Raw genomic sequence first — 21,129 nt, forward strand, 5'->3', positions numbered from 1 at the left:
TGCCTATTCTACGGTTACGGATTTGGCGAGATTCCGCGGCTGGTCGACATCGGTGCCCATCACGACGGCCGTATGGTAGGCGAGCAGCTGCACGGGGATCGCGTAGACCATCGGCGTGAAGGCGGCCGGCATGTCCGGTAGCACGATGGTGGCGAACGAATCCAGCGTCGCCGCTCCAGCGCCCTTGGCATCGGTTATGAGGATAACGCCGCCGTCGGTCGCGTTGAGCGCCATTGATGATGCCAGAGCCCGCTTCTCAAGAGGTTGTGCCGGTGCTGCCGTAGTGAACGCATAGCTGGATAGAGGGGCTCCACCTCCAAGCTGTCGCTCGTACACGGCACACAAAAGAAGCCCGACCGCTTTTGGTGGCCGGGCAGAAGTCAGTCAGTCTGGGAGGAGAGATGCTGCTAGACATCCCGCCAGCTTCCGTCGACAGAGGGAGGCCTGCCGACGTTCCGTTTACGGCGAGGGCATTCGCCGCTAACCTCAGCCACAGAGGGGCCAGGTCAGTTCTGAACGAAATCTGATGTTGTTTCCTTTTGTTTCATTCAAACAGGGTTCAAGGAGTTCTGCCCATTGCTCGACCTCTAGGCGGAATTGGCGAATGAATAACGACGCAGCCCCTTGGGCGTCGCCTGTCGCTTCGAATTCGCGCAATACAGGGTGACAGATCGCCCAAGAACGTGGCGAGAATGCACATGTGTTTGAGTTGATGCTCGACGTACACCGACAATGTGTTCCCGTGTCTGAGCGAAGATCGATAACCATTCTGATCGGCCGAAGGCTTTTCTCCAAGATGACGTTTGTCTTATGCGGCATCCAATAAAATTGGTAAAATCGATTGTGTTGATGGACCGCATCTACACTATGGATAACTGTAGGCACGCGTTTTCATGACCCGTTGTCATCGGCGACTTCGCGGTTTCGAGACTGCCTGCCTGCATTATCTGTACGAGCTGAGCAGGTCTGCGATCGCAGCCGGGTACAATCATCTCCTATGCGGGGCTCGATATCGTGGAGCCGGACGCAACCATGCGTCCTGGCAACTGAGTGGCCCGCATATTTCTTCTCCGGCCGTGACCCTAACGCTGGGCGACCTTTGCTGACGGCTCCTTGCCGGTCGTTATGCGCGTTACGCTGCTCCGACCGTCTGTACTGACGGGCACCTCGCCATCGATGGTGGCGCGTCGAACGACGCGATGCTGGTCGCCGTAATCATTGACCGCATAATGTTGCGTGGCGCGGTTGTCCCAGATCGCGACATCGCCCTCCCTCCAGGTCCAGCGCACGGTGTTTTCGGGTGCGGTGATGTGAGACTGGAACAGATCGAACAGCCTCCGGCCGTCATATTTCGGGATACCAACAAACCGCTGCACCACATCGCCGAGCACCAGTGTGCGTTCGCCGGTCTCGGGGTGGACACGCACGACCGGATGCTCGGTCTCATAAACCGTTCTGGTGAAGACCTCGTCGAAATGCTTCTTGTCGGCCTCGCTGCCGCGGGCCATGACTGCGTAGTCGAAGGCGTTGCTGTGAACGGCCCAGAGCTCGTCGGCAAGCCGCCGAAGCGACGCTGGCAGGTCGAGATAAGCGGTCGCGGTGTTTGACCAGACCGTATCTCCACCGAATGCTGGTATCACAACGCCTCGCAGCACCGCAATCTTGGGATAGGCATCGACGAAGGTCCCATCGCTGTGCCAGAGATCAGCCCGGCTCGCGGCGCGGGCGGAATCAAGCTCGATCATCGACGCGGTTCCCTTCATGGCACCGAGCATCGGATGTGGCACGAGCCTTCCGAAACGAACAGCAAAGCGCTCATGCTCGACGTCGTCGAGATGACCCTGGTCGCGAAAGAAGAGGACCTTGTGCTCGAGCAGCAGCCGGTTGATCGCAGCGATCGTCAGGTCCGGCAAATCGCCCGAAAGGGTGATATTCCTGATTTCAGCGCCAACGCGCGCTGCGCGTTTGACGATATCGGCACGCGGAATGATATTATCGATCAAAGCCGCTTCACTCATGGTGGTATGCTCCAAAGTTGCCCCCTGTTCGCCAGACCAGGCGATTCGGTTGCGACGCGTGTTGGTGAACGCCAGATTGCGGACGGTGTATGGAAGGAATCCGCGTCGATCGGCGTTGCTCTGCTTTTCACGTCATATCGACCAGGTGAGCTGTGACCTGCGCGGCGCTCATTACCCTACGAGTTGACATGGGTCTGTCATCTCGATCAATGGCGAACATTGGTAGTTGACCGGAAGCAAACCTTTAGATGACACGACGGGATTAACTGGGACGTGCCCCTGTTACGCCGCTTGCGTGCGTGCCTAATGGCAGACTTGCTCCTGGCGGTACTGGCATATCTGCTCCCCGGGGTGATCGGCGGCAATCGCGCAGATCCAATCATCCTTCGCGCAACATAAAGGCCCGCACGGTAGGAGCTCCATGCGGGCCTTCCTGAGATAGGCAAATCTGGTTAGCTCCGCCAATCTCAATCGATCCAGGCTCGCTGCGATCTAAACCGGGAACGGCGGGGCGCCGCCGGACCAATGCATACGCCAGCCACAGCCATGCCACGAACGCCTTTGTCGCAAACCCTACACGCGTTGCAGCGGTAACAGGCGCGACCTCGCAAAGATTAGTCTTCTTGAGCGGCGGCGCTGGCATGCGACTTGCCAGTTCGCAGACAACCGATCGACGCAATGAAGGATGAGCGATGATCAATCTGACGGCCAGCGCATTGAAAGCGGTCAAGAGCGTGATTTCAAATTCAGCGCGGCAGGTGAGTGGCCTTCGCATCATAGTCGAGGCGGGGGGCTGCGCCGGATTCAAATACATCATGGACTTGGCCAGCGAGGCGAAACCCGACGAAACCGTGATCGAGCGCGACGGGGTCAAGTTGTTCGTCGACAACAAAAGCTATGAGCACCTCACCGGCACGACCATCGATTTTGTCGTAGGGTTGGAGGGTTCGGGTTTCACCTTCGATAATCCGAACGCAACATCGAACTGCTCCTGCGGCAAATCCTTTAGCTGACGACAAGAGAAATCGAAGCATGCCGGTCGAGCCCGAACAAATGAAGCAAGCTCCGGGGACTGAGCCCGATCGGGAGCAAATCATTCGCGACGTGATCGAGGAGGCCAGGCTCAATCTGCGACGCGATGGTGGCGACTGTCAGCTGGTTGCGATCGACGGCAGCAAGATCATGGTCAAGCTGACCGGAGCCTGTGTGTTCTGTAAGTTGTCAAGTGCGACGCTGGAAGGCATTCAGGCGCGGTTGATTGAAAGGCTCGGCGAATTCGTTCGCCTGGTTCCGGTCCCCGGCGCTGCCGATGCGCGATGATGAACGAGTCGTTCTGGTGGTTTATCTCGACAACGATGCGACGATGCGGACCGATCCGTCGATCGCCGAGGCCATGCTGCCGCTCTTCACTGAGCAGCTGAAATTCCTGCTCGGTCGCGAGTTCGGAAGCGATCCGGTCCGCCCCGTGAAGCGGGCTCGCTGTGGCATGCCCGGCTTATGAGACGCCGCCCAGCTTCCGTCCGGCTCCGCAAAAAAGTCGCTTCAAATTGATCAAGCAATAGCTGCCGGAGGAGTAAGCGAGAAGGCAGCGATTATGGAAGTTCGTTTGCTGACCAAGTCGCCTGTTCCTCTGAGCAGGCGGGAAGGCGGCGGGTCCCACGCACAGAGTATGAACCGGTTTTGGAGCCACATCTGGGTTGCTGTCGGAAGTCCTCCATCCAGGTGCGGCCACGCGAGAGTGCGGGATCGAAATGACTGGCCTTATTGAAGGTCTGTGCGGCGCGCCCCTTAAGTCCAGTCCGGCGCAAGGGCTTCGTCGAATTCGCAGCTGCCCGCTCGTCGAATGCGGCACGAGCGGCGTTCCCGGTCAGGCCTCGCCGACGTTGAACGGGAGCAATTCGCACGACGCAAACGGGGTGGTCTTTAGGCTTGTGTGGCGGACCTTCTCGCGAGCGTGGTCTCCGTAGAATCCTCAACACGGTAGATCGCGTATGAGTGCATTCTGCTGCACCCAACGCGACAGATCACCTCCCGCGTGCTTCTTCGTAGGTCAATGCGTCGAACCGAGCTTCATGCGCTTCTGGCCAACCGGACTGCCGGCCGTTTCCAAAGGTCCAAGTTACCCTTGTCATTCCAGGCGCCGGGTGCGGTGGCCAGTTACTCTTGTGGCGAGAACTCCGGTTCGACCATGGAGCTGGGCCGTTGCGGCAGACCTCGGCGGATGGCGCTTAATGTCGCATTGGCGATCAACCGGCCACGTTGGTCGATGCCGGTCCATTGCGCCAGCTGGCCCCGCGGGTCGACCTCCAGCAACTTGACACCGGACGGAACCGCGGTCCCGTCACGGATGATGCCGCGCAATACGCCGTCGCGTGGCGCCATCACCGGGTCGCCGGAGAGATGGCCGAGCACGAGATCCTTCTCGATCTGCGTTCCAATTGCGACCGACGTTCGCCAATTGCCAACGTGGCTGGAATAAACAAAGCGCTCCGCACCGAGATCGCCGAGTCGGCTCGCAATTCCATCCGCGGCATCGGTCCAGTCGTCCCGCTGGATCAGACCGATCTTGCCCGGCCGGGTTTCGATCGCGACATCGCAATTCGAGCTTGCGGAGAAACCTGGACCCAGACCTATCGTCAGCTGCGCCAGCCGCCGCAGGTCGGGCGTGGTCCGGCGCTTCTGCAGACGTGAGTCGATCAGCACATCGATGCGACGGATCGGCAGCAGGTCGGGCAGACCGAGCCAGGAGACGCCGACTCGTCCTCGCCTGCTATGGTCCCCGCGAAGGGCATTAAGCACCTCTATGGCATTATCGACCCGCTCGCCAACAACATCTTCGATCTGCGTCGTCTCGTCAAACAGTGCGTCATGAAAGGCCATCTTGCGCCTGACCACGGGCGGATCGGGATCATAGGACAGCACCACGCGATTGCCGCCCCGCGCAAGCTGGACAGCGATTGCGGACGCGATCTCATTGGTGCCGAGGACGACCACAAAAAGTCGTTTCCGGCGATCAATTTCTGGAGACATTTGGACCTCAACGCGTCCGTGCCGCGGTAAACACAACCGATAGAGTTGTTGCGTTGCATGAATGCGGTGAGCACCGGAGCAAGACCCGCGCCAATTAACAGACGAGCGAGCTCCATGACCGCGCATAGTAGCGGGGCCGTTCAGCGTGAGGTCTGTCCCAAAGCAAACGAACGGCCTGTTGCAGAGTAGCAAACCTGTTTGGGAACGCGCATTGCGCAGAAAGCCTGAAGGCATTCGCGTCGATCCCCTGTCCGAACTCCTGCAGTGCGCGAGCTAGTGCTCAGTTCGGATAATTCGCTGACAAAGCCGCGTGAGTTGCTCGAGAACGGAGTCAGCAGTAGCGGTCGACGGGTTGCGTATTTGCAAGTGCGGATGAACTGGTCGATTGCTCTAACGAGGTCGGCGGTGGAGACGAGGAAGCCACGACGGATCGCGATCGTGGCGTTCTCCGGCATGGCGAGTGGCGCCTTCGGCGCCGCCGTTACCCAAGGCTAGACCCATCACGCGGCCGGGCTCCAGCTCGGCGATGATCTTGTCGGTGATCTCATCATCCAGGCTCGATATAGGCTCGCCCGATCCGAACCAGGCCACCGACGTGACTGCGTTGCCCTCTATTGTCGGGCTTGTCGCGTCCGCGACACGTGATGTTCGGTCGACGTGCCGCTGCGCTCGCAGTTAAGCCGTTGAACAAAATGCAGAACGACGTTTCTGGGGCCCATCCTACGCAGTTGGCACAACTCTTGAGTTTCTCTCGTTGTGCGGCGGCCGGAGCTGCCGATCGGCATCACTGACCGATCTTCCCATTTGAGAAGGAGCCAACAATGAAGACCGATATGTCGGCCTATGGTGTAGCCAAATTAACTCCTCAAGAAAGCGTCCGCGACTTCGGGAGGATGGTCTTGGCAGTTTGTGGAAGCAGTGGGCTGAATGATGGGCTGAGCGGCCGCTATAGCCCTATATGCGGGCGTTGGGTTTCTTACACATAAGCCGCACGGTTCGATCTGAAGAACATAACTGGCGCAAACGCCATACTGAATGCGGATTAGCAGCTTCCATGGAAATTGCTGATTGTCCTAAGGGACGAGCTTGCGGCGTTCGAGACGACCGCGTTCAGGCATTCACAGGCTTTGGCAATAAACGGATTAAGTCATGGATTGTCTGGAATTTCTTCGGACAAGCATAGCCAAGAAGGAGTTGCCAACCTATGTCTATGGCTATCCTTCGAAGCGCGCATATCGGGCGTTCTCCCAGCCGCTGCGCATAACGGATCTCGTTGAGCAGGCTAATGGCTCAAAGCAGATCAACATCTACATCCATATTCCGTTCTGCCGCTATCGCTGCACCTACTGCACGCTCTTTCTTACAACACGCCATCGACCGGAGACTCTCAAGTCTTACGTTGGTCGACTGCTGGAGCACATCGCCCGATATGGCGAATACTTCGGAGATCGAGAGGTTGTCAGTATCTATTTCGGCGGTGGCACGCCAACCCTGCTGACGCAACGTCAATTCGGTGAGCTTTTCGCCGCCCTCGATGCGGCCTTTCCAAAACGAAGTCCGCGATGTGAGACCACGGTCGAGACCACGCCCGACTCTTTCGACAGCAGCTTTCTGGACTGCCTGAAGGCACTTGGCGTCAACAGGATGAGCATGGGGATCCAAAGCATGGAGCCCGGCGAGCTTGCGCACTCTGGCAGGCCATATTCGGTCGAGGCTGCAAAAGCTGCCATGAAAGCCCTCGTCGAACGTTTTTCTCACGTCAATCTTGATCTGATCTACGGCTTGCGTGGTCAAACCCGTGGCTCTTGGAGCGCTTCGCTTGGCCGGGTGCTCGACCATGAGCCGCAAACGCTCTCTCTGTATCCCGTTGTTGTTCGTCCGATGACGAGCATCACGACCTCGAAGGCCCACAATCCTGAATTATTTTTCTCTGAGGTGGAAAAATATGAGGTCTACGATCGAAACGTTGCTCTGATGGCGTCCAAAGGTTACCGCCAAGAATCCTTCACGCGCTTCACCAAGATCGCTGGCGATCACGCCTACCGGCAGGAGGCGTCGGATTTCGGGGGAACGCCCCTGCTAGGATTGGGGGCTGGCGCCAGAAGCTATTTTGGGCAATATCACTATAGCACGGACTATGTCGTAGACTGGAGTGCGGCATCGTCCATCATCGACGCCTTCTCGGCTCGCCCCTTCGACCCCGACGCGATGGCATCGCACGGAATCAAGCTGACGCAGGACGATCTTGCACGTCGTTATGTCCTGCTTGGCCTCTCATTGTCAGCTTTGAGCAGAAGGAATTACGCTGCGGTATTCGGAGGAGCGCTGGCAGCCGATTTTGGCGAAGAACTCAAGGCGCTCGAATCTTTGCATCTCGTCAATTTGGCAGATGGTAATGCTTATCAACTGACTCGAGCGGGATTTAAGTATTCCAGCATTATGGCTCGGATGTTCTACTCCGGCAGGATGGTGGCCCTTGAGGAGCAACATCAGGCAGCGTGAGGCGCGGCATGCAAAAGATGGCGAAGCATTCACCCTTTTGGTGGGATTCGGGCTATGCCGACGACGACGTGTCGTGCATGGGTGGTCCGAGTCCCGAAATCTTCGAGATCACCCTAGCTCTGCGCGCGAACAGTGTGATTGTCGAACTGGGTTGCGGCGAGGGGCGCAACGCCCTCTATTTGGCCGAGTTTGGTCATCAGGTAATCGCAAGCGACATATCTGAAGCCGCTATCTCCAAACTGAACCGGCTCGCAGGCGCTCTTGACGTGAAAATAACGAGCGGTGTCGCTCCTGTTGAGGAGTTCCAGCCGCCTGCTTACCTCGACGTCTTTATAGCGCAATGCGTGTTGCATTTCACCGAACGGGCCGTCTGGAAACCGCTCGTGACGGTCTTAATGGATCGGACGCGGCCTGGCGGATTCCACTGCTTCACCAATACGCTCGATCGAGCAGACCATCCTATTCCCAAGGAGAGTTTGGCATGTGGTCACAAGAAGTCGTTCTCGCGTGGAGAGCTTGAGGGGATCTATACGAAAGCCGGCTGGGAGATCTTACGGTCCGATCATTACATTAAATGGGACTCGCACCCCGGCATTCCAATTCATTCTCACTGCATCGAGAAAGTTGTGGCTCGCAAGCCAATTGGATCTGAAAATCTCCCGCGAATGACAACCGAACCGATCGAGGCCGCCGGAATGATTCCGGCCGAACAGTTTGATACGTTGAAACTCGGCACATTGCGCGCTGCCGTCATTGAAGTGCTCGGCCCGCCCTCAGGCAGGCATGCGATGACAATCGCCCAGAAGACGGTTGGAAGCAACAATCAAGGAGCCATCGTCGACGGCTACGCGCGTGAGGATCTGATCTATGGCGATCACGGCCTTCAGTTCGTTAACGGCACGCTCGCCGGCAAATATCGATACTTCACGCCCCCGAGGCGCTTGAGCATTCGAGATGCGTGATCCTCGAACGGACGTTCTCAATAGCCGCCTTGGCCGCCGAGGGTTCGCTTTGCCTCATCTAGACCAAGCGCGCGCGGCATAGTGCGCGCCGGGCTTTCCGATCCTGGAATGTCTCCCGGCGGAGAGTTTTCAACGTACCGTCATGGTGCCGCATCGTACACACGCGCAAGACCATCCGGGCCTCACAGAAGAAATTCTCACGCCCTTCGTGGCGATGTACTGGAGCAGCCCTCGCAAGAAGCGCTTGCGTCAGCTCGTCTCCTCTCTGGTCTTACTGCGTTACAAATGTTGGCGAAACATGCGACTGCGGTTGGAGCGACCCAACATGGGCATCGAACCAGAGTGGCGGCAAGCGCGACCATCGATCTTCGTCGTATCGGCTGGACCGATCATCGACATTGCGAGACCGGCCGCCACGTCGCCTCATCACCAGCCGTAATCCGCGGCTAAGGGAATATCTCATGAAGTCATATCAATATCGCGCTGCCGCCGTGCAGACCCTTGCCTTACAGGGGAACGTCGAGGCCAACCTGATAATCTGCGAGAAATACGTAAGGCAGGCGGCGCTTCAGGACGTACGCCTGATCGTTTTCCCTGAATGCATGAACGCCGGGTACCTCTACGATTCGATCCCACACGCCAGAAAGGTCGCGGAACCGATCAACGGGCGCTTCGTCAACGGCCTTGCGAAGTTGGCGCGCGAAAACGACATGTTCATCGCCAGCGGCATGACGGAATGGGACCCCAAAGCAGAGAAAGTGTTCAACACCGGAATCCTGCTCGACAGAGAGGGCGAGCTCGTCGTCCACTATCACAGCAGTTCCTGACGACGCACGACCAGAATTGGTTCGCGTTTGGCGAGCGCGGCTTTCCGGTGGTCGAAACCGAACTCGGCCGCGTCGGACTCATGACCTGTTTCGACGGTGGTATCCCGGAAATTCCGCGCTGCACGGCCTTGAATGGCGCCCAGGTCATCATTGACATGGCAAACTTCTTTCTGATCGATCAGGCGGGCATGTGGCGCCCTGCCCGGGCTTTCGAGAATGGCGTCTGGATCTGCGCCGCCACGAAGGCCGGACAGGAGCGCTCGATTTACTATCCGGGCGGCAGCATGATCGTGGACCCCAGCGGCAACCTTCGGGCCGAAATGACCTTCAACATGGCCGCGGTCCAGAGCCATGTGTCGGAAGCGCAGCCCACCAACCTCGATCGCGTGGTGGAACAGGTCGGGTATGCCGCGAGATTCGGCGTCCAACTCATGGTGCTGCCGGAATATTTTGCGTCCCCGAACTGGAGGATCGACGCCACCGAGGCCAAGCGACTGGCGAAGATCAACGGTGAACTTCTGCGGACGTTCGGCAAACTCTGCAAGTCGGAAGGCTGCGCGATCCTCGTACCGAACGTCGACGAGGAGGGCGGCAAGCTTTATCCGACATCCTTCGTGATCGGGCCGACCGCGGACATCTTGATGTCTTACCGGAAGGTCCATCTCTTTCCGGACGAGCGGGCATGGGGGACGGCCGGCTCCGAGTATCCGGTCGCGGAAACGCCGTTCGGGCGCATCGGGGTCATGATGGGCTACGACGGCATGTTCCGCGAAGCAGCCCGCTGCCTCGGCGCCAACGGTGCCGACGTGATCCTGTGGCCCGCCCGCCTGCAAGACGGTAAGGAGCGGACCTTGCTGGCTGTGCCGCGCGCGGCAGACAACCGGTGCGCGGTCATTCTCGCCAACCGCGTCGACGCTCCGTTCGGCGGCGGTAGCATGGTGGCCTTACCAGCCCAGTTTTCGGTCTGGGACATCGACGTCGCCACGCCGTACTATACCGACATGCACAAGGTGGTGCTGGAGATTGTCGAGATTGCCAGTGCGCGTCAGAAGCAGATGATGGCGAATGTGGACATGTTCGCAAAGCGCCAGCCCTCGACCTATGGCGCGCTCGTCAAGCCGCACGGCCTCAAGAGCGCTGCTGCCGGGTAACGGAGAGTTCGAAGGCGGCGCTGGCGAACCCGAACCCGTTTGTGCCACCAACTGCGCTGGACGCGACGTGATCGAACGGAACGACACATGACAGAGGAGCCTACACGATCATTATTGGAGTTCCCGTAGTGATCGGCACCGGCCTGGTCGCAACGGTCATTCAGTGCCCGCTGGGTTACATTTCTCGCCTGTACTTCAGGCATTATCTGGCAGGGCTTGGCTTGCAATCAGCGCAGTCGGTCATCAGAAGTGGCACGCTCGTTGTTCCGAACCTTGTTTCACTGCTCCTAAGGTCGCGACAATCCTGGTCGGACCGGCAGCGCCGGTCGGCGTCGTTGGTTTGACAGGCATTTCTGCGCAAAGTGACCACGCCAAAACCGTCATGGTTTCGGCTGCGGGCTCCTCATCGGGGCTACACTCAGCTGGATCGCTCGGCCGCTCGTGTGCATCGGTGGTCTCCGAGGTGAACGATCTCGGAGGTGGACGAAGATGTGAGATACCTCGGCACGAGAGGCACGGGTTTCGATCTCGTTCTCATTGACGAGGACACAGCCGCAGGCTGTCGTCCGTCCTTGTGGTGTGCCGGTGCAAGCAGATCTTTGGCATCACAGGTCCGACCGCCGTCAATTTGCGAACGCAAGAAATTCCTCGTCGCAACGGCATCTGGCTGACGTGCAGCGAGGAGGAACGGCCTGGAGAGCGATACGGCCGCTGCCTCGATCGCCATGCAACGCTAGCGGCTCACGCCCATCATGCTGATGGAGTGGACCGCGACATCTGCTGACGGCGCGCGGCAGGTTGAGGACGAGCCGTTTGGCCAGATCCGAAGCCGGGGCTCAGACCGGCCGGTTCTGGTTGCGGTTTTTCACGGGTCCCGTCCGCTTCAGCCCGTCTTCGTAAGGGATCTCGTCATAGGAGGTATCGAGAGCCTTCGCGGCGTCGAGCAGATAATCCAGCTTGCCGCCCGCATCGAGCTTCTTGATGTCGTTCTTGTCGATACCAACCAGGTCCATCATCTCTTTCCAGACGGTCGATTCATCGCACGGGAGTATGTGAAAGGTGATATCGCCGACCTTGGTCCGGTATTTCGCCAACAGGTCTATATTGTTGCAGAAAATGAAATAGCGTCCGTCAGGCCTTAGCGCGCCGTCAAGAACGCTTCCAACGTCGGTGAGATAGGCGAAGGAATGCAGATAGCCGGCCAGTACCGGGATCGTGCTTTCGCCCTCCTGCGCGACCGTCAAGACCTGCTCGAGTGCATAGTCCGGCGGCCGCTTCTCGTCCGCGAGCTGGGCCTGGAATTTGAGTGCGACATCGCCGCGAAAGCCGAACCGGCCCGGCTTGGTGGTCCCCCCCTTGAATACGGCGTTGAACAGTCGCCCCTCCTTGTCCAGCCGACCCAGCGCAGTGTCCTCGATTGCAGTCATGAAAATCGTCCTCGATCTAAGCTCTTCGCCCGGCCTCCCAGGCCGGCGCGAGACACAATGCAAATTGTTTGCCGCCCGATGCTCCACGGTTGATTGGCGTATTCCTCAAGAAAACACGAAAAGCACGCCGCCATGCTCGAAGAACGCCGTCAGGAACCTGACACGGGTCGCAAAGCCAACAGGTGGGATCGAGAAAACGGAGCGTTATCGCGTGTGCGGGCACTGGCATGCGACTTGCCAGTTCGCAGGCAACCGAGCCAGGCCAATGAAAGGCGAACCATGCTCAATCTGACCAAGTGCGATTAAGTGGCGATTTGCGTATCGGCACGGCCGGCAAGCGGCTTACGCGTCACGGTCGAGGCCGGCGGCCACGCCCGGTAATAACATGATGGGTCTGCCGTCGAGGCGAAGCTTAACGACATCGCGATCGGGCTCGACGAAGGTCAAAGTATTCGTCGCAACGATAGCCATGAGCACCTCGCCGGCGCGACCATCGATGTCGTGGCGGCACTGAAGTGTTCTTGTCTCATCTTCTCTTCGACGTTTCGAACGTCAACTCGAGTTGTCCCTGCGGCAAATCCTGCGGCTGATGACAAGAGAAGATAACACGAGAAATGGAAGCATGCCGGTGAAGCCCAAACAATTGAAGAAACCTCCGAGAACTGAGCCCGATCGGGAGCGGATCGTTCGCGCGGTGATCGAAGACATCCGGCCCAATCTGCGACGCGATGGCGGCGACTGTCAGTTGGTCGCGATCGATGGCAGCGAGATTATGATCAGGCTGAGCGGGGCCTGTGTGTTCTGTGAGCTTTCAAATGCGACGCTGGAAGGCATTCAGGCGCGGCTGACTGAAGGCGTCGGCGAGTTCGTTCGCCTGGTCCCGGTCGCCGGAGCCGCCAAGGCGCGGCATTGAGCGAGACATCTGTGCCGATCTATCTCGACAACAATGCAACGACGCGAACGGATCCGTCCGTCGTCGCGGCCATGTTGCCATTCTTCTCCGAACACTTCGGGAATGCCTCCTCGGCCCATGCCTTTGGGGGCGAGGCCGCAAGCGCCGTGAAGCAAGCCCGTCGCGGCTTGCAGGCGCTGCTAGGGGCTGCCTATGATCATGAGATCGTCTTTACTTCTGGAGGGACGGAGTCCAACAACGCGGCCATTCTCTCGGCGCTCGCGACCCAGGAGGGGCGCGACGAGGTCGTCACCACCTCTGTCGAACACCAAGCGATCCTGGCGCTGATCGAACAGTTGGCCACAACCGGCGTCAAGACCCATCTGATCCCGGTTGATTCGCGCGGCCGGCTCGATCTCGAGGCTTTCCGGGGGGCACTCGGACCACGCACGGCGATTGCGTCGGTCATGTGGGCCAACAACGAGACCGGCACCATCTTCCCTGTGGAGCTTCTGGCGGGGTGGGCGCGCGGCGCGGGCGCGCTGTTTCACACCGATGCAGTGCAGGCCGCAGGCAGGGTGCCGATCGACCTGAAGGTCACTGACATCGACATGCTGTCGCTGTCCGCCCACAAGCTGCATGGACCGAAGGGGATCGGTGCGCTCTATTTGCGGAACGGCACACAATTCAGGCCGCTGATCTGGGGTGGGGCACAGGAACGCCAGCGCCGCGGCGGAACCGAGAACGTCCCCGGCATCGTCGGTCTTGGAAAAGCAGCAGAGGCTGCTGCGGAGCGGCTCGAGCCGGCGCGCGTGCGCGTTGCTGCGTTGCGCGATCGCCTTGAGCAGGCGATATTGCAGATCGGCCACTGCAAGGCCCTCGGCGACGTCAGCAACCGGCTGCCGAACACGGCCAATATCGCCTTTGAGCATCTCGAAGGCGAAGCGATCGTCCATCATCTTAATCGCGCCGGCATTGCCGCGTCGTTCGGATCAGCCTGCAGCTCCGGTTCGATGGAGCCTTCGCATGTGCTGCGCGCCATGCAGCTGCCGGCGAGGAGCTTGCGCGGTGCGGTGCGCCTTTCGCTCTCCTATGAAACCACTGCTGAAGAGATCGATCAGGTCGTGTGCGTGCTGTCCGACATCGTAGCTCACCTGCGCACCATGTCCCGAAAACACGCCAATGCCGCGAACGATCCGTTCGATCCAGGGAGTTGATCTCATGAAAATCATGATCCGCCGCTCTGCGGAGGCCGGCCTGTCGATTTACGTGCCCAAGAAGGATCTTGAAGAGCGGATCGTGGAAACAGAGCACGACACGCTGTGGGGCGGTTGGATCAGAATAGCCAATGGATGGGTGCTCGATTTGCCCGAGATGGCGAGCGATACGCCGCTGCCGATCACGATCAATGCCAAAAAGCGCGGCGAGGACGGGCAGTGAACGATGAAGGCGATGCCGCGAACCAACTGTCTCGAGGCGGCCGATGCGGAGGCCGTGCTCACCGATGTTGCGGCAAGACTACGCAGCGGCCGCATTGTTCCCTATCTCGGACCAGGCGTCGCCGAGTTGTCCAAGCCTGACGTGCCACTGACGCCGGACGCGCTGGCGACCTTCTTCGGCTCCAAGGTCGCCCTGCCGCGCCGTGCCCGGGGCAATGCCTGGGCGGCGGCGCAACATATCGAGAGCAACAAGCATCGGTCCACGCTGACGGGGCTGATGGCGCAGGCGTTTGCTGCTCCAGTCGAGCCGACAGCCTTGCATCATCATCTCGCCGCGCTTCGGTTACCGATGATCGTCGATGCCTGGTATGACGGCGCGATGCGTGCGGCGCTCGGCAAGCGTGACGGATGGGGCGAAGTGCAGGGCATCACCCGCGCTGGCATCGGCGAGGATCGCTGGCATCGCTTCTATGATGCCGATGGCAGAGAGGTCGATCGCGCGGCAGCCCTCAATTGGACCACGGTCCTGTACAAGCCGCATGGCAGCGTGCTGCCGGCAAAGAACTTCCTGATCTCCGATGCCGATTATGTCGAGGTGCTGACCGAGATCGACATCCAGACGCCGATCCCCGAGATCGTCAAGCAGCGGCGGACCGCGCGGAACTTTCTTTTCATTGGCTGCCGCTTCAACGATCAGCTGTTGCGCATCTATGCGCGGCAGATCGCCAAGCGCTCCGCAGACGTTCACTATGCGATTGTCGAACCGGATGCGCTTTCACGAAACGAGCTGCGCTTCTTGGTCGATCAGCGTTTGATCCCGCTCGCGATGTCGGTCCCGCGCACGGTGGAGATCTTGCTGGCAGAGTAGGGGTCCTGTCAAACCGAAGCCGCCGGCCGCGGCCCGCTGGCGGGCGACGCCGCATCGCATCGAAAGACGCGGTGCGGCTGAAGGGCTTAAGAGATGCGGATGGACACGCGCGTGCAATCGGCGTCTGTCTCCTGGCTGTGCGAATGCGTGTCACATTTCCAACACGCCATATCTTCGTTGTCGTGTGCACGACAGAAGGTCACTCCCGCTAACCGATTGACTGAGATCAGAAATGTCGTCGTCTGCGCGATGGCATGCGAGTTGCTCTCCCTCTCGTTCAGTGGCTCGCTCAGGAGTGGGCCTGGGAAGGGGGGTGGCTTGAGGGAAGAACTGGACATGGACGCGGATGCGGAGCGCGGAGGCGGTACCGGAGATGCGACAAATCTAAGTACGATCAGGCAGGCGATCACCGGGCATAGTGGGTGCGGCACCTCGGCCGGCCGCGGCAAGGCGAACTGTGGGGCGCAGGCGGGCCAGGGCGATCTGCCGGCCGCCATCTGGGAAAAGGTCAAAAAGCATCCCTGCTACAGCGTAGAGGCGCATCACCATTACGCCCGCATGCATGTAGCGGTCGCGCCAGCCTGCAACATGCAGTGCAATTACTGCAATCGCAAATATGACTGCGCCAACGAATCGCGCCCGGGCGTGACCAGCGAGAAGCTCACCCCTGAGCAGGCAGCCAAAAAGGTGCTCGCGGTCGCCTCCCGCATTCCGCAGATGACGGTGCTTGGCATCGCTGGCCCCGGCGATCCCCTGGCAAACCCGGATCAGACATTCAAGACGTTCGAGCTGGTGGCCAAGGCCGCCCCGGATATCAAGCTGTGCCTGTCGACCAACGGGCTCGCGTTGCCCGACCACGTCGACACCATCGCCCGCCTGAACGTCGAACACGTCACCATCACGATCAATATGATTGATCCCGAAATCGGCATCAGGATCTATCCGTGGATTTTCCACCAACACAAGCGCTACACGGGGGTGGAGGCGGCCAAAATCCTTAGCGCCCGCCAGCTGCAGGGCCTCGAAATGCTCACCGCGCGAGGCATTCTCTGCAAGATCAATTCAGTCATGATCCCGGGCATCAACGACCGGCACCTGGTTGAGGTCAACAAGGCCGTGAAGTCGCGCGGCGCGTTTCTGCACAACATCATGCCGCTGATCTCCGCGCCCGAGCATGGCACGGTCTTCGGTCTCAACCGACAGCGCAGCCCGAGGGTTCAGGAACTGAAGGCGCTGCAGGACGCTTGCGAAAAGCAGATGACCATGATGCGGCATTGCCGCCAGTGCCGCGCTGACGCTGTCGGCCTGCTCGGCGAGGATCGCAGCGCGGAATTCACCAGGGAGAATATCATGGCCATGGACGTCACGTATGACCTCGAGGCGCGCAAAGCCTATCAGAACAGGCTCGAGGAGGAGCGCGCCGCCAAGGCAGTTCTCGGGCAGGCGCAGCTGGCCGAGCTCGCGGGCATGAAGAGCGAGGTCAAAGTTCTGGTCGCGGTCGCAACCAAGGGCTCGGGCGTGATCAACGAGCATTTTGGGCATGCCAGGGAATTCGAGGTGTATGAACTTTCGACATCGGGCGCAAGATTCGTCGGTCATCGCCGTGTCGATCACTACTGCCAGGGCGGCCATGCCAAGGAAGGCGGCCTTGCGACCATTGTCCGCGCCATTCACGACTGCCATGCCGTGTTCGTGGCCAAGATCGGTGGCTCCCCGAAGAGCGAGCTGACCAAGACCGGCATCGAACCGGTCGATCATTACGCGCACGAGTTCATTGAGCCCTCTGCGATCGCTTGGTTCAAGTCTTATCTGGCGAAGGTGCAAAGCGGCGAGGTCGAGCATGTCGACCGCGGCGACGGGGCGAACCGCCAGGGCGCGGCGATATCGGCGGCTTGAGGAGGGACGTCGAATGCCGTTCAAGATCATATCTTCGCAATGCACGAGCTGCTCCGCTTGCGAGCCCGAATGTCCAAACGTCGCGATCTTTGAGAAGGACGGGACGTTCGTGATTGATCCCAAGAAATGTAGCGAATGCATCGGTTACTTCGAGGTGCCGCAATGTGTCGCCATCTGTCCGGTCGACCAGACGTGCGTCGTCGACCCCTCACTGCCGCGCTATCAGGCGCGCGCATAGGCGAGAGCAGAGCTCATGAATGTCACGCCAACCATGGCTGAAAAAAATGTCGTCCGCGTCACGTTGCCGGCGGACGGCGCACCCGGCTCTGGCTTCCGTCTTGCCACGACAACCGGCGGCTGCTCCGAACTGCCCCGCGGTATTGGCATGCCAGCATTGGCATGTCGGTATCGGCATTGCGACACCAGCGCCAGGAAATTCGCGACGGAGTGACACGTGAACAGAATCGTCCGAGACGGTGACATTGTCGAGCTAAGTGGCCCACCGGCCTTCCACTTTGGTGAAAAGGTGCGGGCCAGGCACACCATCCGCAATGACGGGACCTATGCCGGCAAGGAGATCGGCGACATCCTGGCCAAGAAAGGCGAGGTCGGTTACGTCGTCTCCATCGGCACGTTCCTCCAGCAATTCTACATCTACGGCGTTGAGTTCCTTGAAAGTGGCAACCGCGTCGGCATGAAGCGCAAGGAGCTTGATTCAATGGACGCACGCGGGGGGTCCAACGATCTGCCACTGCAAGAGGCCCCGTCATGATCAAGCCGCGCGTTCCGAAATACCAATGGGTCCGGCGGGTCAAAGCCGCGGTCAAGCTCGCAAACGACGGCTGGTTTGAAGATGCGCCGCCGGCTGACGGCCCCTGGCTCGGCGCCGGCTCTATCGGCGAGATCATCCGGGCTGAAACCTGCTCTCAAGCAATCGTCCCGATCTGTTGTGTGGAATTTAGCCAGCGGTGGTCGCCGTTCGTCCCGAAGAAGAGAGCACATTGCCTTGAGGAAGGCCGTTCGCAATGAATGCCGCGGTGATCAGAAATCGGACGATCGGGCCAAAGCCTCATCCAAACGAGCTCGATCGCAAACGCATCGAGCAGGCCTTGAGCGCGCGCAAACGCTACCGCTGGGTATCACCGCACGTAGAGCCGCTGACGAGTGGCTATCTCGTCGCGAGTCCCTGCTGCTCGCGCAACATCGACACAGAGGGCGGCTTGGTCGACGTCGCGCTGATCCACTATGACCGCCTGAGCGCGATCTGGAAGCTGTTTCGCAAAGACCATGCACTCGGCATCTGGGAATTCCACAGTGTTCATCTGAGGCTGGGCGCGGTCACCGATGAGATCAATGCCGATCTCGATAAGGTGTTCTGGCAATGACGGCGTTGCCTTTGGCATGTGGCAGGAGTTGCTCATGGCGCTCGGCGCAGATGATCTACAAGATATCGAGCAGCTGATCATGGCGACAGCCGCCAACGCGAGCCTGTTTGCCGAACTGCGGCACCGCTTTCCGCATCTCGCGCTGACACGATGCGATGCGTCTGAGCTCACTGAGCCCCCATTCCTGAGCTTTCCGGGTTTTGACCTGCACCTGATTGATGGCTCCAATCGCTGCGCGCAGATCACGGTCGATCCGGCGCGGGCAACTGGGGTCGTGCTGGCAACGAGAAGGATCGGGCCGTGACCGCTATTGCATTCACAGAGGGGCATGACGCGGTCAGGGCGGGTCTATCTCTCATTCCGCTCTCCGATCCCGACATCACCTCCGCCGAGCTCTCCGCCGTGCAAGCGCTGCTATGTTCGCCGCGGATTTCCAATGGGCCGATCACCGAAGCCTTCGAGAACGCGTTTGCCACTTATCTTGGCCGCAAATATGCGGTTGCCGTCCCGAGCGGCACGATCGGGCTTCTGCTTGCGCTGGAGGCGATCGGTATCGGCCCTGGGCAGGAGGTGATCGCCTCGCCCTATTCGTTTCGCGAGACCGTGCACGCCATCGCTCTCGCCGGGGCCCGCCCGGTCTTCGCTGACATCGACTATTGGTCGGGAGCGCTGGCACCGGCAAAGGTCGAAGAGCGTATCACAGCCAATACACGGGCAATTGTTGCCGGCAATCCGAATGGTCATCCGGCACCATGGTCGGAGTTGCGCGCAATCGCACAACATCATGAGCTGCCGCTGCTGGAGGATTCAACCGAGGCGATCGGATCACGCTACAAAGGCGAACTCGTCGGCCGCTTTGGTGATACCGCCGTGTTCGACTTCGCCCAGCCGTTTGCCCTGACCTGCGGCGAAGGCGGGATGGTGGTGACCGACGACGTTGACACGGCCGTTGGGTTGCGTCGCCGTCGCGCGCATTCGCTGGATGAGCGCCTCTCGGTTGTCGTCGGCGGCGTAGCGCCTTACCAGGCCGGCATGAGCGATCTCACAGCGGCGCTGGGGCTTGCGCAGCTAAAGCGCCTTGACGAAATCCTGGAGCAGCGCCGGCTCGTCGAGCAGCTCTACAGTGCGTATATGCAGTCATTTGAGGGCATCAAGCCGCCCTATGTTGGCCCCGATGTGACGGAGGTGAACTGGTTCCTTTATCTCGTCCACCTTGGGACGCGCTTTACGCGCTCCAGCCGCGATGCGATCGTCGATGATCTGCGCATCGAGCAGGTCGAGGCCGCCGCCTATTGCCAGCCGTTGCATTTGCAGCGCCATTATTGTGACCGCGGCTATCGGCGCGGCGAGTTCCCGATCGCGGAAAAGATCGCCGATCGCGCCGTAGCACTGCCGTTTCACACCCACCTCACTGACGATCACATCGAGTTCATAGTGGAGACGATGAAGGATGCGTCCATCAACATTGGCGCGGGTGCGGCGATCTATTGAGTCGAGGAACCACCGGCGCACGAGAAACGCGGATGAAATGTCCACAGTCACGGTTCTGCGGCTGGGCCATCGGGCACACCTCCCTGTTGGCGGAGTTGTTTGGCGCGGAGATCGTTATTCGACACGAAAGCGAAGGCGAGGTCAGATGCGGATAGTGTCAGTTGGTCTGGAGAGATCGCAAGGGATGCTCGACAGTAAAGCGCAACGACAGCGAGAAGCTCAATGGTGTCGGCCCTCACTGGCGGCCCGCCTGCGGAGCCGACATGTGCGGAACCGGAAACATGGTCGTCAAGATCTCGAACTTCAACTCGGGTCTTTAAGCTCGCTAAAGCGCGGGAACGACATGGAGTCTCAACAGGTCATCATTCACGCCCGCTTCGCCCCGACCAGAACCGTGGCCGTGATCGGCGAGCACCCGGCGGAGGTCACGCCACATCAATTGTTCGATGTTCTGCGCAATCGAGCCGGCGATACCTATGAGCGGTTCATCGGCCGTGGCGTGTTTCGTACGACCCGGGCCGCCGTCGATGCCTTCAGGCGGGAAGCCAGGAGGATAGCATGAGCGGGGACAGCATCCGCGATATGGCCAGCCGCGAGATCGAGGTCTTCGTCGTCTGTCGCGCCGACGCGATCGAGCGCGGTGGGGCGACGGGCTTCAGCCTCACGCGGATCGACGACAGCGGCGAGAACTGGCCGTTTCCGATCGTCGTGGTGCGGACGTTCGGCAACGACTATATCGGCTTTGTCAATCGCTGCTCGCACGACGGCGTTCGGCTGGACATCGGCTGCGGCGAGTTCTTCTCTTCGGACCGCTCCTTTCTGAAATGTAGCCGGCACGGCGCGACCTTCGAAATTGACAGCGGTCTTTGCATCGATGGCCCCTGCGAAGGAAAAAGTCTTGAGCCGGTCGCGCTCGCGGTGGTTGGCGGCGAGATTTGCCTGTGTGGCGTGCAGCTGGTTGAGGACGAAGGGTTTTCCGATCCATTCGCGGTCAGCGACGAAACCATGGACGTCATGATTCATCCGGATGAGCAGGCTTGATCTCATGTGGGAGCTCAGCTGCGGGAGGCGCTTCAGATGATCGATGCCGGGTTCAACGGCAAGCTGCGCGAGGGCGTTCATGCGCTCACGCTAGAGCATGATCCCGGAACGTGTGAAGCGGTTTTCCGAAAGATCGTGCTCAAAAAAAGGAGCTAAAGCGCGATGACGATTCAACCCAATCTCATCCCGCTTTAGAGACT

At 59.8% G+C, this 21,129-nt stretch carries 24 protein-coding genes and 2 pseudogenes; 20 read left to right on the top strand and 6 right to left on the bottom strand.

Features of this window, described 5'->3' with window-relative positions:
* Nucleotides 1-3: 3 nt before the first annotated feature.
* Nucleotides 4-213 (bottom strand): annotated as a pseudogene (locus ACP2YO_RS13105) (glutamine--fructose-6-phosphate transaminase (isomerizing)); the annotation flags it as partial.
* Between the two features lie 869 nt (nt 214-1,082).
* Nucleotides 1,083-2,018 (bottom strand): TauD/TfdA dioxygenase family protein, encoded by a 936-nt coding sequence (locus ACP2YO_RS13110; RefSeq protein WP_426441233.1) that lies wholly within the window; start codon nt 2,016-2,018, stop codon nt 1,083-1,085.
* 692 nt (nt 2,019-2,710) lie between these two features.
* Between ACP2YO_RS13110 and ACP2YO_RS13115 the strand changes: the two genes are divergently transcribed.
* From ACP2YO_RS13115 to ACP2YO_RS13125, 3 genes are read left to right on the top strand one after another with little or no spacing between them, the layout of a single operon-like run.
* Nucleotides 2,711-3,031, top strand: coding sequence for a HesB/IscA family protein (locus ACP2YO_RS13115; protein ID WP_426441234.1), 321 nt, complete (start codon nt 2,711-2,713; stop codon nt 3,029-3,031).
* A 19-nt stretch (nt 3,032-3,050) separates the two neighbouring features.
* Nucleotides 3,051-3,338 (top strand): NifU family protein, encoded by a 288-nt coding sequence (locus tag ACP2YO_RS13120; protein WP_426441235.1) that lies wholly within the window; start codon nt 3,051-3,053, stop codon nt 3,336-3,338.
* Nucleotides 3,328-3,519 (top strand): hypothetical protein, encoded by a 192-nt coding sequence (locus ACP2YO_RS13125; protein WP_426441236.1) that lies wholly within the window; start codon nt 3,328-3,330, stop codon nt 3,517-3,519. Before ACP2YO_RS13120 ends, ACP2YO_RS13125 begins: the two co-directional genes overlap by 11 nt.
* A 656-nt stretch (nt 3,520-4,175) precedes the next feature.
* Here the strand turns inward: ACP2YO_RS13125 and ACP2YO_RS13130 are convergent.
* Together ACP2YO_RS13130 and ACP2YO_RS13135 are read right to left on the bottom strand one after the other, a co-directional pair.
* Nucleotides 4,176-5,048, bottom strand: a complete 873-nt coding sequence (locus ACP2YO_RS13130) for a xanthine dehydrogenase (protein WP_426441237.1) — start codon at nt 5,046-5,048, stop codon at nt 4,176-4,178.
* Nucleotides 5,049-5,438: 390 nt separating this feature from the next.
* Nucleotides 5,439-5,639, bottom strand: coding sequence for a hypothetical protein (locus ACP2YO_RS13135; protein ID WP_426441238.1), 201 nt, complete (start codon nt 5,637-5,639; stop codon nt 5,439-5,441).
* Nucleotides 5,640-6,197: 558 nt separating this feature from the next.
* Here ACP2YO_RS13135 and ACP2YO_RS13140 point away from each other — a divergent pair.
* The 4 genes and pseudogenes from ACP2YO_RS13140 to ACP2YO_RS13155 all read left to right on the top strand — a co-directional run bounded on the left by ACP2YO_RS13140 (nt 6,198) and on the right by ACP2YO_RS13155 (nt 10,490).
* Complete coding sequence (locus ACP2YO_RS13140; RefSeq protein WP_426441239.1) at nt 6,198-7,550, top strand: coproporphyrinogen-III oxidase family protein; 1,353 nt, start codon at nt 6,198-6,200, stop codon at nt 7,548-7,550.
* Nucleotides 7,551-7,558: 8 nt separating this feature from the next.
* A complete protein-coding gene (locus tag ACP2YO_RS13145; protein WP_426441240.1) occupies nt 7,559-8,512 on the top strand; it encodes a class I SAM-dependent methyltransferase in 954 nt (317 codons plus the stop codon).
* A 461-nt stretch (nt 8,513-8,973) separates the two neighbouring features.
* A pseudogene (locus tag ACP2YO_RS13150) lies at nt 8,974-9,599 on the top strand (carbon-nitrogen hydrolase family protein); the annotation flags it as partial.
* Between the two features lie 72 nt (nt 9,600-9,671).
* A complete protein-coding gene (locus ACP2YO_RS13155) occupies nt 9,672-10,490 on the top strand; it encodes a carbon-nitrogen hydrolase family protein (protein WP_426443168.1) in 819 nt (272 codons plus the stop codon).
* A gap of 836 nt (nt 10,491-11,326) precedes the next feature.
* Here the strand turns inward: ACP2YO_RS13155 and ACP2YO_RS13160 are convergent.
* Together ACP2YO_RS13160 and ACP2YO_RS13165 are read right to left on the bottom strand one after the other, a co-directional pair.
* The gene (locus ACP2YO_RS13160; RefSeq protein WP_426441241.1) at nt 11,327-11,917 is read right to left on the bottom strand and encodes a hypothetical protein; all 591 of its coding nucleotides are present in this window, start codon (nt 11,915-11,917) and stop codon (nt 11,327-11,329) included.
* Between the two features lie 342 nt (nt 11,918-12,259).
* Complete coding sequence (locus tag ACP2YO_RS13165) at nt 12,260-12,388, bottom strand: hypothetical protein (RefSeq protein ID WP_426441242.1); 129 nt, start codon at nt 12,386-12,388, stop codon at nt 12,260-12,262.
* A 151-nt stretch (nt 12,389-12,539) separates the two neighbouring features.
* On the opposite strand from ACP2YO_RS13165, the gene ACP2YO_RS13170 reads away from it, so the two are divergent.
* From ACP2YO_RS13170 to ACP2YO_RS13230, 13 genes are all read left to right on the top strand, one after another.
* A complete protein-coding gene (locus tag ACP2YO_RS13170; RefSeq protein WP_426441243.1) occupies nt 12,540-12,830 on the top strand; it encodes a NifU family protein in 291 nt (96 codons plus the stop codon).
* Nucleotides 12,827-14,026, top strand: coding sequence for a cysteine desulfurase NifS (gene nifS / locus ACP2YO_RS13175; RefSeq protein ID WP_426441244.1), 1,200 nt, complete (start codon nt 12,827-12,829; stop codon nt 14,024-14,026). Before ACP2YO_RS13170 ends, nifS begins: the two co-directional genes overlap by 4 nt.
* A 4-nt stretch (nt 14,027-14,030) precedes the next feature.
* Complete coding sequence (gene nifT, locus ACP2YO_RS13180) at nt 14,031-14,249, top strand: putative nitrogen fixation protein NifT (RefSeq protein WP_426441245.1); 219 nt, start codon at nt 14,031-14,033, stop codon at nt 14,247-14,249.
* A 3-nt stretch (nt 14,250-14,252) separates the two neighbouring features.
* Nucleotides 14,253-15,116 (top strand): SIR2 family NAD-dependent protein deacylase, encoded by an 864-nt coding sequence (locus ACP2YO_RS13185; RefSeq protein ID WP_426441246.1) that lies wholly within the window; start codon nt 14,253-14,255, stop codon nt 15,114-15,116.
* 336 nt (nt 15,117-15,452) lie between these two features.
* Nucleotides 15,453-17,012 carry a nitrogenase cofactor biosynthesis protein NifB gene (gene nifB / locus ACP2YO_RS13190; protein WP_426441247.1) on the top strand — a complete coding sequence of 520 codons (1,560 nt, stop codon included), beginning with the start codon at nt 15,453-15,455 and terminating at the stop codon, nt 17,010-17,012.
* A gap of 13 nt (nt 17,013-17,025) precedes the next feature.
* The gene (locus ACP2YO_RS13195) at nt 17,026-17,250 is read left to right on the top strand and encodes a 4Fe-4S binding protein (RefSeq protein ID WP_426441248.1); all 225 of its coding nucleotides are present in this window, start codon (nt 17,026-17,028) and stop codon (nt 17,248-17,250) included.
* A gap of 216 nt (nt 17,251-17,466) precedes the next feature.
* On the top strand, nt 17,467-17,784 hold the full coding sequence (locus ACP2YO_RS13200; RefSeq protein WP_426441249.1) for a nitrogen fixation protein NifZ: 318 nt from the start codon (nt 17,467-17,469) through the stop codon (nt 17,782-17,784).
* A complete protein-coding gene (locus tag ACP2YO_RS13205; RefSeq protein ID WP_426441250.1) occupies nt 17,781-18,041 on the top strand; it encodes a nitrogen fixation protein NifZ in 261 nt (86 codons plus the stop codon). The genes ACP2YO_RS13200 and ACP2YO_RS13205 overlap by 4 nt, the downstream gene beginning before the upstream one ends.
* Complete coding sequence (locus tag ACP2YO_RS13210; protein ID WP_426441251.1) at nt 18,038-18,397, top strand: hypothetical protein; 360 nt, start codon at nt 18,038-18,040, stop codon at nt 18,395-18,397. Before ACP2YO_RS13205 ends, ACP2YO_RS13210 begins: the two co-directional genes overlap by 4 nt.
* 34 nt (nt 18,398-18,431) lie before the next feature.
* A complete protein-coding gene (locus tag ACP2YO_RS13215) occupies nt 18,432-18,701 on the top strand; it encodes a hypothetical protein (RefSeq protein WP_426441252.1) in 270 nt (89 codons plus the stop codon).
* Complete coding sequence (locus tag ACP2YO_RS13220; RefSeq protein WP_426441253.1) at nt 18,698-19,888, top strand: DegT/DnrJ/EryC1/StrS family aminotransferase; 1,191 nt, start codon at nt 18,698-18,700, stop codon at nt 19,886-19,888. The genes ACP2YO_RS13215 and ACP2YO_RS13220 overlap by 4 nt, the downstream gene beginning before the upstream one ends.
* Nucleotides 19,889-20,231: 343 nt before the next feature.
* Nucleotides 20,232-20,450 (top strand): hypothetical protein, encoded by a 219-nt coding sequence (locus ACP2YO_RS13225; protein WP_426441254.1) that lies wholly within the window; start codon nt 20,232-20,234, stop codon nt 20,448-20,450.
* Nucleotides 20,451-20,470: 20 nt separating this feature from the next.
* Nucleotides 20,471-20,929, top strand: a complete 459-nt coding sequence (locus ACP2YO_RS13230; RefSeq protein ID WP_426443169.1) for a Rieske (2Fe-2S) protein — start codon at nt 20,471-20,473, stop codon at nt 20,927-20,929.
* The last annotated feature ends 200 nt before the right edge of the window (nt 20,930-21,129 follow it).

Origin of the sequence: Bradyrhizobium genosp. P, from assembly GCF_049949265.1 — a bacterium.
Lineage (GTDB): Bacteria > Pseudomonadota > Alphaproteobacteria > Rhizobiales > Xanthobacteraceae > Bradyrhizobium.

Coding starts and splice junctions, on each gene's coding strand:
- ACP2YO_RS13120 (WP_426441235.1), top strand. CDS start 3,051: ATGCCGGTCGAGCCCGAACAAATGAAGCAAGCTCCGGGGACTGAGCCC.
- ACP2YO_RS13125 (WP_426441236.1), top strand. CDS start 3,328: ATGCGCGATGATGAACGAGTCGTTCTGGTGGTTTATCTCGACAACGAT.
- ACP2YO_RS13155 (WP_426443168.1), top strand. CDS start 9,672: ATGGCCGCGGTCCAGAGCCATGTGTCGGAAGCGCAGCCCACCAACCTC.
- ACP2YO_RS13185 (WP_426441246.1), top strand. CDS start 14,253: ATGAAGGCGATGCCGCGAACCAACTGTCTCGAGGCGGCCGATGCGGAG.
- ACP2YO_RS13210 (WP_426441251.1), top strand. CDS start 18,038: ATGAATGCCGCGGTGATCAGAAATCGGACGATCGGGCCAAAGCCTCAT.
- ACP2YO_RS13205 (WP_426441250.1), top strand. CDS start 17,781: ATGATCAAGCCGCGCGTTCCGAAATACCAATGGGTCCGGCGGGTCAAA.
- ACP2YO_RS13165 (WP_426441242.1), bottom strand. CDS start 12,388: ATGGCTATCGTTGCGACGAATACTTTGACCTTCGTCGAGCCCGATCGC.
- ACP2YO_RS13115 (WP_426441234.1), top strand. CDS start 2,711: ATGATCAATCTGACGGCCAGCGCATTGAAAGCGGTCAAGAGCGTGATT.
- ACP2YO_RS13160 (WP_426441241.1), bottom strand. CDS start 11,917: ATGACTGCAATCGAGGACACTGCGCTGGGTCGGCTGGACAAGGAGGGG.
- ACP2YO_RS13225 (WP_426441254.1), top strand. CDS start 20,232: ATGGAGTCTCAACAGGTCATCATTCACGCCCGCTTCGCCCCGACCAGA.
- ACP2YO_RS13230 (WP_426443169.1), top strand. CDS start 20,471: ATGGCCAGCCGCGAGATCGAGGTCTTCGTCGTCTGTCGCGCCGACGCG.
- ACP2YO_RS13170 (WP_426441243.1), top strand. CDS start 12,540: ATGCCGGTGAAGCCCAAACAATTGAAGAAACCTCCGAGAACTGAGCCC.
- ACP2YO_RS13195 (WP_426441248.1), top strand. CDS start 17,026: ATGCCGTTCAAGATCATATCTTCGCAATGCACGAGCTGCTCCGCTTGC.
- ACP2YO_RS13215 (WP_426441252.1), top strand. CDS start 18,432: ATGGCGCTCGGCGCAGATGATCTACAAGATATCGAGCAGCTGATCATG.
- ACP2YO_RS13110 (WP_426441233.1), bottom strand. CDS start 2,018: ATGAGTGAAGCGGCTTTGATCGATAATATCATTCCGCGTGCCGATATC.
- nifB (WP_426441247.1), top strand. CDS start 15,453: ATGGACGCGGATGCGGAGCGCGGAGGCGGTACCGGAGATGCGACAAAT.
- ACP2YO_RS13130 (WP_426441237.1), bottom strand. CDS start 5,048: ATGTCTCCAGAAATTGATCGCCGGAAACGACTTTTTGTGGTCGTCCTC.
- nifT (WP_426441245.1), top strand. CDS start 14,031: ATGAAAATCATGATCCGCCGCTCTGCGGAGGCCGGCCTGTCGATTTAC.
- ACP2YO_RS13140 (WP_426441239.1), top strand. CDS start 6,198: ATGGATTGTCTGGAATTTCTTCGGACAAGCATAGCCAAGAAGGAGTTG.
- ACP2YO_RS13145 (WP_426441240.1), top strand. CDS start 7,559: ATGCAAAAGATGGCGAAGCATTCACCCTTTTGGTGGGATTCGGGCTAT.